Consider the following 13,645-nt stretch of genomic DNA (forward strand, 5'->3'; position numbering starts at 1 on the left):
GCTAAGGCCCCGCCGCTTGTTTAGCTAGTCGGTTAGCGACGAATTAGAATTCGTAGCGTGCACCAACTTGGATGCGCCAGATGCTGCTGTTGATGGCGGTAAACGCTTCGCCTTCAAAGGCCCGGAAGTCTTCCAGAACATAGCGTCCTTGGTCATCGAATTCGCCGGTAAGCAAAGCTACGCGGCCATCGAAGTCGCCGAGTGAGCGCCGAACGTTCCAATCGCCATTGAGCAGGTTCAGGAAGTTCGAGAAGTCAGCGAAGACTTCGATGCGGTCGTCTTTGATGCCGGTGAGGCTGCCGATGAATGGCAGTTCCTGGCTCAAGCGGAAGTCGACATCGAAGAACCATGGGTTACGGCAGGTGTTACGACGAATGGTCTGACCTGGCGTAAACTCGCAGTTCAAGTTGCTAACGATGCTATCGCCACCATTGATGGCATCAAGGAACAACGCAACATCATCAAAATCGCTCAGTGGTGAGAGATTTGGATCGTCGATTCCCGTTGGGATGTAGGCCAGAATGTTCTCTTCGGCAGAACCGCTGTCGCGGAAGTCCGGGAAGCCATCATCAAAGGTCAGACTGTACGGACGGCCTTCCGAAGCACGGAAGAAGATGCCGAGACCGGTATCGTATCCTTCGAAGAACTCTTCACGGAAGAACATAGACAGCGTGAAGTTGTGCCGCGTTTCAAAGCCAGACTGAGATACAGCCGGGTTTTGAGGATCGAACACTGCGGTTCCGTCAAACTGCGAGCCTGCCGTAGCGGAGCGAGAGTTGATGGTCTGCTCGCTGTCGTTGAAGGCGTAGCCGAGATTGATGTTTACGCCGCCATTCTCGGTGAACAGGCCTTCGCTGAAACGCTTGCTCAAGATGAATGACAGGTTGTGGCTGTCAAAGCTTGGACCGTTGGTGAGCTGCAAGAACTCATCGAGACCCGTGGAGAAGCATGGATCAGTTACGCCCACAAACGTGCCCGCATCACGATCAAACGTCGCGTTACAGTTATCCGCAAGAGGATCAATCGCTGCGATGATCGGGCGACCATCTACAGTGAACCCGTCCAACGCTTGGCGAGTATCGACAACCTGCAAGAGATCGCGAATAGCCAGTGTGTCGTTGAAGCGCGTGTAGATGTAATCGACGTTGAGCTTCCAGTTCGAGAAGAACCCGGTCTCGGTGCCAACGTCAGTGGCGAAGCCGATGTTGGCGCGCACTGCGGTTGGGATGTTGAAGTCAGGATCGATGTTCTGAACTTCACCGCCACCAGCGGCCGCACCAGCCGCGCCAGCGTTAATCGCACACTGCGGGAAGCCGGTGAAAGCACCCCCAGAAGCGACCGAGATCTGACCGGTAACCGGATCAGTGGTCAGTTCAGCCGCATCGCAATCTCCGGTGTTTCCGTTGACCGATGCAAAACCATCGTTCGAGAACGCGTTAGAGAAGAACACGACCGGGTCACCGCCAGCAAATACACCGACGCCGCCGGTTACGCTGGTGTTTGAGAAGAAGCCCTCGTTGTCGAAGTTGTACGTGGCAGAGAGACGCGGCAACACAACAGGATCGATCGAGCCGAATGAGACGCTGTTGCTGAAACCGAGCCGCTGTACGAACAGCGGGTTGTTCCGAGGCGCATCGCCTTCATAGAGCTGGACGCGAACACCAGCTGTTACGTCAAGCTGGCTGTTCACAGACCAATCGTCTTGAACAAAGACAGAGTAAACCGTGCGGCCAAACTGTGCAGCAGCATTGTTGATGTCGCCATCGATACCGGTGCGGATCGTACCGCCGCCTGCGCCAGATTCGATGATCTCGTCGGGACCGTCGAAATCGCCGCCAGTGCCGTTGGCAAGCAGGCCGGCTTCAAAGTCGGCAAGACCGTTGAAGAACAATGTGCCCGTTGCGTTGATCGCGAACAGGTTGAACACTTCAAGGTCGTTGATTTCCGCACCAAACTTCAACTGGTGGTCACCAGCGTCATAGTTCAGAACGAAACGCGCCTGATCAATCCGCGTGTTCAGCGCGTTAGCTGAACGGAAAATACCAGGGCCCGTGGCAAAACCGCCGTTATCCGCTTCGTCAGCGCCAACTGCCGCGATGACATCCGGGTTGGTTGCGTTGGGCAGGCCAACCACGAGGCGAACAGTTGGATCGTCTGATTGGGCTTCACCGAAGCCAACCGGACCTTGAACGTCAGCGACATCTGCGCGGCTGAGACGCAATTCGGTCGAAACCTTGTCGCTCCAGTCTGAGTACAGACGGACAGAGTAATAGTCCGAAACCGTACCTTCATCTTCGAACGAATTGATACCGGTCAGCGTGTTTCCGCCACCATCGAATTCAACATTGGTTTCTTCGAGACGTTGGTAGGTAGCCTCGAGGCGGTGATCATCGTTGATGATCGCGTCGAGACGACCGAAGTAGCGCACGTTGCCTTCAGGCAAAGTCGTTGGCAGTTCGCCAACTTCTTGGCCGTAGACTTCGCGGGCGATACGCGCGAACTCATCAAACTGTGCTTGTGTTGCGAACGGTACTTCGTTGGCTGCACCGGACCCAATTGGGCCATCGTTGTAACCGTCAGCGATCGTTACTTCTTCATAGCCGAGCGAGAAGAACAGGCGATCAGGGATGATCGGGCCAGAAAGTGTGGCACCCCAGCGCTCTTCGCGGCCAGCATTGATTTCTTGAACTTCGCCGTCTGCGAATTCAAGCGTGTCGGCTTGAAGGCCTTCGTCGAAATAGGTGTAGAACGCCGATCCGCTAAATTCGTTGGTACCAGCCTTGGTAACAACGTTCACGAGACAGCCGGTGAAGTCGGAATATTCGACATCAAACGGAGCGAATTCAACCGAAGTTTGCTCAACCACGTCGAATGGCAGGGGAAGCGAGTTACGTGCCGCAAACGGCGTGCCGTTTAGGCCGAACACGTCCGACTGGATGATACCGTCAACCGTGAAGGTGTTGCCGCGGTCGTTACCGCCGAGGCAGGAAATGCGATCGACGTCGTTGCTCTGCTCAAGGCTGACACGAGGGTCGATGCGGATGATGTCGCGAACGTCGCGGGTGATCGACGGGAAGTTTTCCAGCGTCTGCGTGTCAAATGCGGTGCCTGGACCAACAGCGAGTTGGGTCACGCCAGCGCGGGCGCCGGTCACGATGATGACATTGTCGCTGCCGCCGGCTGCGCTTGCTTCGAGGGTGAAGCGGAATGCGGTGTTGCCTGAGATGCTGGTGAAGACGTCTTCAACCGTCTGACCTTCATAGCCAGGTGCGGTGACAGTGACCGTGTATGGGCCGCCGGGCGGCAGTGAGCCGACGCGGAAGTTGCCGTCTGCGCCTGCGGTTACGTCACGAACGGCGCCGGTGCGCGTATCGGTGATGGTTGCGGTCGCACCTGGAAGCGCGTTGCCGCTCACGTCGATAACCGAGCCTTCGATGCCGGATGTAATGCTTTGTGCGGCGGCTGGCGCTGCGATAGTTGCGGCGGCTGAGAGACTGACGACGCTCGCTGCCAAAAGATACTTGAGTTTCATTAGTAGGGTCCCCTGATCACAGTGGATGGATGTGAACACGCCCCCCATTAGGGCCGTTGGGAGACGCTAAAAAGACCGATTTGTGACATATCCATTACGCTATCCACTGCTCGGCTGGCAGAGCGGAATCAGAACAGAGTTTTCCACCGCAGGACTCGCGGATTCCTGCAGGTTAGCGGACCGGTGTTGCTGCAGCGCAACAAAATATTAGATTCGTGATGGTTTCGGTCAGCCGAGGGCTGATCAGGCCAGATTGATCTCGCGCAGGCGCTGCATCAGGAAGTCATGCGCCGAAATTGGCTCGGCAGGCGCCGAGTCGCTTGATCCGTCGGTGCAGCTCGCGAGCGGCTCGATCAGGTAATCGGGCCGAAAATGCAGGAAAAACGGCATGGAATAGCGCGATCTTTGCGCCGCCGGTCCGCGCGGGTTCACCACCCGGTGCGTGGTTGAGCGCAGGCGGCCATTCGTCAGCCGCTCCAGCATATCGCCGACATTGATGACCAGCGCGCCCTCAGGCACATCAATCGCCCTCCACTCGCCAGCCTTGGTTAGCAGTTCGAGCCCCGCCTCTTCAGCGCCCAGCAGCAGAGTGATCGTATTGATATCGCCATGCGCAGCCGCACGGATCGCGCCCTCTGGCGCATCGGGCCCAAGCGGCGGATAATGCAGCAAGCGCATCACAGAATTGCCATCCTCAACCGTCGCGGCAAAGAAATCCTGCGGCAGCCGCAGATGCAGCGCAATCGCTTCCAGCGCGCGTCCGCCAGCCTCTTCAAACGCGGCGTAGAGCTCGCTGAAAGTGTCCTCAAACCCGCCCACTTCGGCAGGCCAGACGTTCGGCCCCATAAACTCGGCCAGCGGGTGATCCGCAGGCAGGCCGCGGCCAACGTGCCAGAATTCCTTGAGGTCATGGACGCTTGCATCCTTGGCCTTTTCCGTGCCGAACGGGGTGTAGCCGCGCGCGCCTCCCCCGCCCTCGATCTTATACGCCCGCTTGACGTCGCCTGGCAGCGCAAAGAACTCTTTAGACAGTACCTCGGCGCGGTCGATCAGCTCTTGCGGGATGCCATGGTCGCGCACCACCGCGAAGCCATATTCGGCAAAGCTGCGGCCAAGCGCGTCGGAGATCGTCTCCAGCGGCTGAGCGAGCGAGACGATTGCGATATCAGAGGCGGTGTCAGTCATGGCAGATTACGTAATACCTATCCTGCGATTGTTCCAGCCTACAGCGGCAAGAACAGGCCAGCGAGCGCCGCGCTCATCAGGTTGGCGAGGCTACCAGCGGCGAGCGCCTTTAGCCCAAGCCGCGCGATCACTGGGCGCTGGTTAGGGGCCAAGCCGCCCGTCACCGCCATCTGGATCGCGATGGAGGAGAAGTTCGCAAACCCGCACAGGGCAAAGGTGACGACCGCACGGCTGCGCTCGGTCAGGCCTTCGACTGCGCCCAGTTCGATGAAGGCGACAAATTCATTGAGCACGATTTTGGTGCCGAACAAACCGCCTGCGATCTGCGCTTGGTCCCAGTCGGAAATCCCAATCAGGAACATCACCGGCGCGAACAGGTAGCCGAGCAATTGCTGGAACGAGATATCGGGATAGCCGAACCAGCCCCCGACCCCGCCAAGCAGGCCATTGGCCAGCGCAACCAGCGCGACAAACACCATCACCATCGCGCCCACGGCCACGGCCAGCTTCACGCCGGTGGTGGTGCCTTGCGCCGCCGCCTCGATAATATTGGCGGGCTTCTCGCCTTCTTCGAAGGTCTCCGACACAGTCGCATCGGCGATCAGCGCGTCATGCGCCGCCGCCTCTTCGGGATCATCCGGCATGATGATCTTCGCCATCAGAATGCCGCCCGGCGCGGACATAAACGCCGCCGCCAGCAAATACGGCACCGCATCATCGCCCAGGAAGGACGCATAAGCCGCGAGGATCGTGCCCGCGACCCCGGCCATGCCGACGCACATCAAAGTGAACAATCGCGATGGCGGTAAAGCGGCGAGATAAGGCCGCACGACCAGCGGGCTTTCCGATTGGCCGACGAAGATGTTGGCCGCGCTGCCCAGCGCCTCAACCTTGCTAATCCCGGTCAGCCAGCCAATCGCCCCGCCCAGCCAGCGCACCAGCCGCTGCATAATGCCAAGGTAATAGAGGATCGAAACCAGTGCCGCGAAGAACACGATCACAGGCAAAGCCGCGATCAGGAACGTGTTGGCAAAGGGATTGCTGTCCATCGGGCCGAACAGGGTCTCAATCCCCTGCACAGAATAGCTGAGCAGAGCGATCACGCCGTTCGACATAAATTCAATCGCGCTAACGCCAAAATCCGTGCGCAGCACCAGCAGCGCCATCAGCGCCTGGAGCGCAAAGGCCGCGCCGACCACGCGCAATTTGATGCGCTTTTTCCCATTGGACAGCAGAAAGGCGATGGCCAGGATCGCAGCGATCCCGATGAGGCTCATGACAAATGGCGGCATGTTTAAGCGCGAGGCTCCCCTAAATGCGCGTACTTTGCGCAATCAACATGCGCGCCGCGATCTCTCGGCACGCGGGAGGGAACCTTGCCGCTTGCGCGCAAACAGTCAATTCTCGCGGGGCTTAGAGGCGTTGATAGCGCGCCCGCCATCGCTTTTCTTTTCCGCCCGCGCGACTTAAGCCTTGTCCATGAACACAGCGACACCGGCGCAGGCCCCATCCACCAGCGAACCCTCCCCAGCCGCCAGCGCGGCCGGCATGATGCGAATGCCGCGCGGGCTGTTTGTCTATCTGATGTTATATGGCGGGATGACGGTGCTGGCCGGTGTGCTGGCGTTTAAGCAAGTGCAATTGTGGCCGACCGATCTGGCGGTGGAGTCGGGCATTTTCGCATTTCTCATTCTGGTCGTGATTTCCAGCACAGTGTCGCAGCTTTATGGTCAGAAATACGCAACCCGGATCGTCTGGCTGGGGTTTGTGCCGCTGCTGATCGCCAGCGTGCTGATGCAATTGGTGCTGGCACTGCCACCCTCAGTGGAAATGCTAAGCGGGCGTGCAGACGACCTTGCCGCGTTTGAGCGGGTACACAACACCGTGTGGCGCGTATGGGCGGCGGGCCCGGCGGCTTACATCGTCTCGCTGCTGCTCAATATCTGGATTTTTGACCGGCTGCGCGGCAGCGGAGAGGCCAGCACGATAGGCCTGATGATCCGCGGCGCGGTGGCCTCTGCGCTCAGCCAAGCGGTGGACTCGGTGATCTTCATCACTCTCGCCTTCTACGGCCTGTTTCCGATTATGGACCTGCTGATCGGACAAGTGATCGCCAAGGTCGCGCTGTCAATTGTGCTGGTGCCATTCCTGATCACCGGCGGCGTGCGGCTGGCGAAGTGGCTGGATGCGCGGGGTTGAGGTTGGTGTTGCGGGGCGTGTTTAGTTTTTGTGTTTCGTAGCCGCATCCGCGGCTACGTCCTCGCTAGGCGCGCAGCAAAGCTGCGCCCGCTGCGGGCGCCCGGTCGGGCTTGCGGCGCTGCGCGCCGTGCTCCGCGACCAAGCAAGATACAATGCGCTAAGACGCCTGGAGCCAGCCAATTGGCTTGGAATGGATCGAGGCCGCAGGCCTCGCTAGGGCGCATGCCCGCCCGCAGCGATGCGCCTGTAAGGCGCGTGAGCGAGGAAAGCCAAGGCGGCGGATGCCGCCGCCGGCGCTTGAGGCCTAAAACAAAAAAGACGTCACCCTGAACTTAGTTGTGCTGTGGCCAGATGCGCTTCCAGAGTCCATCACCAGCGCAATCATCAGCGGCAAGACAGGCGATGGATGCTGAAACGAGTTCAGCATGACGAGATAGGGAGGATTGCGCTTAGCGCCCACACAGCACTTCCAAACTACCGTCACCCCGGCCCCCGAGCCGGAGTCTAGGGCCACAAGCACAGCGTTCAGACGCCCTAGAACCCAGCTTTCGCTGGGATGACGCGGGGTTGGAAGTGTAGGGCAATGACGAAACGGTAAGGGATCCAGCCTATGACGGGCTTCTCGCCGTGGAGCATTTCGCGACGTATTTGACCCGCAAGCAAATATGCGGGAGTTTGGGTGATGAGTGACGAAGAATTTCAGATGCCGCGAAAGTTTACTTTCGAGGAGTTCTACGAGCTTCTGAAGAAGCTGGTTGCTGATCCAGAGGCGCAGAAGCAGTTCGCAATCTACGACGCTGAATGCAAGGCGGGTCGGGGGGACATTTTGTTCGAAGAGCACGGTGTTGCCCAAGAAGCGTTATTCAAATTCCGGTCGGTGGGAATACTTATGCTCTATGAACTGGGTTGGCCAAATTACGGAGAAGCTCTGAAATACGGCAGCAAGACGAGGAGTCGTTATCATGGTTTACTTCATTCGTTTACCGACACCGGATTGACAATCATGTCGGGTGGAGGGGCTGCTTATGCGCCCGACCTTACCGTAGACATCAATGATCGCGACAGCGTTCGTCGGCTTCTGGAGGCGCAGATGTCGAACTCGTATCTCGCATCGTCCAGCATCTTTGATCTTACGGAGTCCGACTGATCAGTAGAGTCCGGAGTGCTGGGGACAAAGTTCCGAGTTCCGGGGGCAGTGCACTTAATTCTCGGTTAAAGATGCTAATGTGTTTAGCCTAAAGGTGCGGTGGTAGGCGGGAGCTACCAGTTTTCCTACTCAGCGGACGCTCGCTATGCATTGAGCATGCCTCTCATAGCCGCGCTCCACTCTCCCACTAATCGACTAAATCGATCAATCGGCCCATCTGTGATCGATTGGTTTTTCGCCCCTGTACTGTGTTCCATCCGTTCCAAGCGTGCTTCAGCAGCGACGAATGGAGCGATCACCAAGCGCAACGGCTCGGGCGCCCTACTCGGTCCGGAACTGCGGGGTCAGGCGATGGTTCGAGGCTTGCTCATAGGCATAGCCCGCCTTCAGCAGCAGGCCCTCCGACCACTTCCCCGCGTAGAAGCTGATCCCAATCGGCAGGCCCTCGATCTCGCCCATCGGCACCGTAAGATGCGGATAGCCAGAGGTCGCAGGCAGCCAGCTCGCGCTGGGCCCGGCGAACGTGTCGCCATCACCCAGGGTGGAGCGCCATGCCGGCCCCAGCGTCGGCGAGACCAGTACGGCGACGTCGTTCTCGCGCAGCAGCCGATCGATGCCCTGCTCACCAGCGATCCGCTTGGTCGTCTTCAGCGCCTCCAGATAGCGCGGATCGGTGAGGCCTGCCTGGGCCTGAGCCTGCTCGAACAGCTCCTGGCCGAAATGCGGCATCTCAACCTCGGCATTGGCCGTGTTGTAGGCGATGAGATCGGCCAGAGTGCGCGTGGTCACGGCCTTCGGCGTGGTGGCGAGATAGGCGCCCAGATCGGCCTTGAACTCGGTGAGCAGGATGAGGAACTCCGCCTCGCCCAGCGCCTCTTGGTCAGCGTCGGAGATGCCGCGATCCGGGATCTCGACCAGCACCGCGCCCTGCGCCTCCATCACGGAAAGAGCAGCGTCGAACTGCTCTATGATCGCGGGGTTGTCACCAACCTGACCGCGCATCACGCCGATCCGCATGCCCTTGAGGCCGTCGGCGCTCAGCCCTACGGTGTAGTCGCTTGCCTGCGCATCCGCCTCTGCGGTCGCGGCGTCAGCCGGGTCGGTGCCAGCCATCGCGGTAAGCATCATGGCGGCGTCCATCACGCTGCGCGTCATCGGCCCGGCGGTGTCCTGAGTGTGGCTGATCGGGACGACGTGGGTGCGCGAGACGAGCCCGACGGTCGGTTTCAGACCGACCACGCCATTGGCCGAGGACGGGCACATGATCGAGCCGTCGGTCTCTGTGCCGATCGTGCCCGCCGCCAGCGCCGCCGCCATGGCAGAGCCGCTGCCGCTGGAGGAGCCGCAGGAGTTGAACGGCAGGCGGTGCGGGTTCTTGACCAGCCCGCCAACCGCGCTCCAGCCGCTGGTGGAGTTCGTCGAGCGGAAGTTCGCCCATTGCGAAAGGTTGGTCTTGCCCAGGATGATCGCGCCCGCATCCTTGAGACGCGCGATGAGCGGGGCATCGCGATCTGTCACATTGTCACTCAGCGCGGTGGAGCCAGCGGTGGTGGGGACGGGGCCAGCGACCTCGATGTTGTCCTTCACCAGCAGAGGGATGCCGTGGAGGCTGCCCAGCTCCTCGCCATCGCAGCGCGCGGCATCGCTGGCCTGCGCAAGCTCCAGCGCATCAGGCATCAGCGAGAGGACCGCGTTCAGCTGAGGCCCGCCGTCGGCATCGTCGAGCTCTTCAATGCGCGCGAGATAGGCGGCGGTGATGGCCTCGCTCGAGGTCTCACCCGCCTCCATCATGCGCGCGAGGTCCGCCAGGGAATGGTCCTCAACATTGCCGAGATTGGCGCTCGCCGCGGCCAGCTCTGGCACGGCGCAGGTGCCCGAACCGAAAGTGCCGCCAATCGCATCGCACGCCGTCAGCGACGCACAAGCCGCCACGCTCAAAACCACCCTACGCAGCATCCATCACCTCATCCTTCGTCACACAGCCCAAAACACAAAGGGCGGAGCAGTGTGGTAACTGCCCCGCCCCTTGGTGTCACTGCTTGCGGTTCAAATCGTCCGCATACCTAGTTTAGGTCAGAACGATCCAGATACGCCGAAGAAGAAGAAGCGACCGCGTGGGCTAACCGGGCGAGCCAGGCTGCCAAGGAACGGTTCTTCGTCTGTCAGGTTGTTCACACCGCCAAACAGCTGGATATCATCATTCAGATCATAGCTTGCGCTGATATCATGTTCGAGCGAGCTGCCGGTGGTGAGCTGAGAAGGATCAGCCAGGCCGACGTTTGGCGACACGACGACAGCGCCATCAACAATCTCAACATCCGTCGCTGCAGCGTTCGAGAACTGCAGCGCAGAGTCTTCAAAGCGACCTCTCCAGCCAATGTTCCAGCCTTCAAACTCCCAGTTCACGCCAAAATTGATGATCCAGTCTGGGTTTCCAACAACACCAAGCAGATCGCTGACCGTTGCTTGGTCGGCAATCAACAATTGCTGCTGAAGCGGGTCGGGTTCGGAAGCGATCGTTTGCGCAATCACTGGGTCACTTTCCGTAAAACGCTCAATGAAGTGCGTGCCCGCGGCAGAAAGTTGGAACTCGCCCCACTGCCCGTTTCCGAACGGGGCCTCGAAGTTGTAGCGAGCTTCGAAGTCAACGCCGCGAGCACGAAGCACGGACAGGTTGATATTTCCGGAGGTAAAGCCAGAAATCGCACCGCCATTGTTGGCATCGCGTTGGATCGCATCACAGAACTGGTTGTCTGTTGATGGCAAGTCAACGCAGGCAGAAGCAATCGCAGCGCCGGTCAAGCTACCCACAGCATCGGTAATTTCGATGTCATAGTAGTCGGCAAGTACGACCAAGCCATCCAAGGCCCCGCCGAAAATGCTGTTACCTGGTTCGAAGATGCCGCCAATTGTAAGACTGTCAGAGGTTTCTTCCGTTAGGTTCGGATTGCCGCCAGTCGTTCCGGTTACGAACGCCGTCAAGAAGTCAGATGAATCGAAGCCTGCAGCAACGAACTCTGCACAGTTGGTCGGACGGTTGGCACTACCATTGTTGATGTTACCATCATCACAAGGGTCAGCATCCACGCCAATAAATGCAGCCAACTGCGGATTGAACAGTTCACCAATGTTCGGAGCGCGGATAGCGCGGGACAGTGTGCCCCGAACAGTGAACCAATCGACCGGACGGTATGTAGCTCCGAACGAATAGGTTTCAGTGCTTCCGATCGTGTTGTAATCAGAGATACGGCCCGAGGCACTCACTTCCAAATAGTCAGCGAATGGAAGGTCAGCCAGCAGTGGCAGTTTGATTTCACCGAAGCCTTCGTAAACGCTGATGCCTTGGCCGTCAGTCGGAGAGACATTCACGACCGTGCTGGCGTTCCCAACTACGTTGCCTTCAATTGAACGGAAACTGTCAGGAATGAACTGAGATGTATCTCTCCGCCATTCGAAACCAGCTGCAAAGCCCACTGGTCCACCTGGAAGTTCAAAGAAGTTTCCAGTGTCGCCAGAAATGACAGCAAGGACTTGCTGCTGCTCAATTGTAGTGTCGTTTTCAAGGTCAACAAAGGCGAAAGCTGCTCCTGCCCCCTGAATGGCTTGCGATCCAAGGATGTTTAAAGGTGCGCATTGGCCATCGCCGATTGCGAATGTGACCGGACGGGTCAAGCTGCCAACGTCAGTCGGGTTACCATCGGCACCGACGATCTGTGTGCCAGCTGCAAAGAGTGGCGGGCCGCCAACGAAAAGAGCAGCTGGCGACGGCAGACCGGTAAGTTCTGACCGGCAAACGATATCGCCAACCTGGGCTGTTCCGGCATCAATAACCAAATCCTGACCGCCGCGAATTGCATTGAGCGTACCAGGTCCGCCGGCTGCGAATGCGGCATTCGGGTTGGTCCCATCAAGGTCGGCTGCGGTCAGTGCTACTGCATCAATCGCGGTGAAGTAACGGTCATTCAGACGAGAGGCTCGACCAATACTATTCACATCAGTACGCCCCCATGAATACGACACTTCAAAATCGACATTTGTTCCAGGAATTTCACCCTTAAAACCTCCGGTCGCACGAATTGTCGAACGCTCAACAGTTGTCCCCGCGCCAATTTCCGAACCGAGGTTGTCGCGAGCGACAAAGATACTTGGGGTCGAGGCTGGATCCAACGCATCAAGGATCGGAATTTGATCCTGAATAGCCTGCGGAAGGAATGGATTGTCCAAGGCAATCGGAATATCGTCGGAGAACGGAATGCCTTCGATATTGCTTGCTTCTGTATAAGCAAATTTTGCGTCGGCGAAGAAGGTGATCCCGTCAGCCACCTCGTAATCAACGCCGGCTGCTGCGACAATCCGAGTCTGGTCAGGAATAAGGCTGAGGCCGGGTGCGGTCTCGCCAATAGGAATACCGTCACCGCCGATGGCGTTAAATGCACCGGTTGAAATACCAGGATTAAACGCCCGAACTTCGCCGGTTACTGGATCGATAACCTGCAACACCGGAATGGTCGTGCCCGGAATAAATGGTACCGAGTCCGTTGCAGGGTTAAAGTTGGTTACGAACGAACCCAAGGCACCAAACGGGAATGCAAATGGTGTTGGGTCAACAGCAATTGTAGAGCCAGCACTGGACACTGGGAGTGTGCGGTTCGGTACAAAGGCTTGCTCCGCATCTGGATCAAGTCCCAAGATTTCGTTCAAGAACGCATTGCTGTTGTTCAACGATGAGAAGCCGGCTCCAGCAAAACCGGGCCGATCTCCATTCAAAATGCCTTCGGATTGCGAATATTCTACAGCGAAAACGACACTGCCGCGATCATCACCAAAGGTTCCGCCACCCGCAACCGAACCGAAAAACTCTTCGGAATCGCCCTTATCGCTTATACCGCCTTGTAGGCGAAACTCGAGGCCATCAAAATCTCGCCCAGTGCGGGTGATGTAATTGACGACACCCGAAACAGCATCTGCACCATAAACAGCCGATGCGCCGCCGGTCAGCACTTCCACCCTAGAAATAAGCGCTGAGGGAATTGAACCGACGTCAACGGTCGCAGTGCCTGCAAGACCTGGAACGTGGCGGCGACCATCCTGTAGAACGAGCGTTCGGTTGGTACCCAGTTGGCGCAAGTTCAAGGTGCTGGCACCTGACAGAGCAAGGCCCTGCGCGGTGTCGAGAGACGATGGATCGGAACCCTGCAAAGCGGGAATTTCGCGCAACGTCTGAGAGATATCGATCTCACCAGCGTTCCGGAATTCTTCGGCAGTGAGCACCTGAACCGGACTTGGCAAAGCGGTCGTGGAGTCCGTCGCGATACGCGAACCAGTTACGACGATTGCATTCCCTTCTTCGACCACTTCCTCATCTGGCGCGGACTGCGCATGAGCGGCAAATGGCACCATGCTGGTGGCGGCGAGGAGCAGTGCGTGACCTGAAAGTTTAAAGCTGCGCATAAAATTCCCTGTGTTTTATGTTCTCTTCCCGCGGGAAAACTTGCTGCAACGCAACATAGTGTCAAGCCGGTATGGCAGAATTGCCGCCTGAAAGACCGCCCAGGCGCACTTTTGTTGCAAAAATGCACGCA

At 58.3% G+C, this 13,645-nt stretch carries 7 protein-coding genes; 2 read left to right on the plus strand and 5 right to left on the minus strand.

Features of this window, described 5'->3' with window-relative positions:
* Window positions 1–43 precede the first annotated feature (43 nt).
* The 3 genes from AC0V6M_RS03160 to AC0V6M_RS03170 form a co-directional block, all read right to left on the minus strand.
* A complete protein-coding gene (locus tag AC0V6M_RS03160) occupies window positions 44–3,532 on the minus strand; it encodes a TonB-dependent receptor (RefSeq protein WP_486137415.1) in 3,489 nt (1,162 codons plus the stop codon).
* Window positions 3,533–3,775: 243 nt separating this feature from the next.
* The gene (locus tag AC0V6M_RS03165; RefSeq protein ID WP_486137416.1) at window positions 3,776–4,717 is read right to left on the minus strand and encodes an isopenicillin N synthase family dioxygenase; all 942 of its coding nucleotides are present in this window, start codon (window positions 4,715–4,717) and stop codon (window positions 3,776–3,778) included.
* Window positions 4,718–4,755: 38 nt separating this feature from the next.
* Window positions 4,756–6,009, minus strand: a complete 1,254-nt coding sequence (locus AC0V6M_RS03170) for a NupC/NupG family nucleoside CNT transporter (RefSeq protein ID WP_486137417.1) — start codon at window positions 6,007–6,009, stop codon at window positions 4,756–4,758.
* A 187-nt stretch (window positions 6,010–6,196) separates the two neighbouring features.
* On the opposite strand from AC0V6M_RS03170, the gene AC0V6M_RS03175 reads away from it, so the two are divergent.
* Together AC0V6M_RS03175 and AC0V6M_RS03180 are read left to right on the plus strand one after the other, a co-directional pair.
* On the plus strand, window positions 6,197–6,916 hold the full coding sequence (locus AC0V6M_RS03175) for a queuosine precursor transporter (RefSeq protein WP_486137418.1): 720 nt from the start codon (window positions 6,197–6,199) through the stop codon (window positions 6,914–6,916).
* A 682-nt stretch (window positions 6,917–7,598) separates the two neighbouring features.
* The gene (locus AC0V6M_RS03180; RefSeq protein WP_486137419.1) at window positions 7,599–8,063 is read left to right on the plus strand and encodes a hypothetical protein; all 465 of its coding nucleotides are present in this window, start codon (window positions 7,599–7,601) and stop codon (window positions 8,061–8,063) included.
* Window positions 8,064–8,384: 321 nt separating this feature from the next.
* Here the strand turns inward: AC0V6M_RS03180 and AC0V6M_RS03185 are convergent, their stop codons facing one another.
* Both AC0V6M_RS03185 and AC0V6M_RS03190 read right to left on the minus strand, forming a co-directional pair.
* Window positions 8,385–10,019, minus strand: coding sequence for an amidase (locus AC0V6M_RS03185; protein WP_486137420.1), 1,635 nt, complete (start codon window positions 10,017–10,019; stop codon window positions 8,385–8,387).
* A 117-nt stretch (window positions 10,020–10,136) separates the two neighbouring features.
* Window positions 10,137–13,514: a TonB-dependent receptor domain-containing protein gene (locus AC0V6M_RS03190; RefSeq protein ID WP_486137421.1), complete on the minus strand. Its 3,378-nt coding sequence runs from the start codon at window positions 13,512–13,514 to the stop codon at window positions 10,137–10,139.
* Window positions 13,515–13,645: the final 131 nt, after the last annotated feature.

Source organism: Erythrobacter sp. JB3-1, from assembly GCF_057364995.1.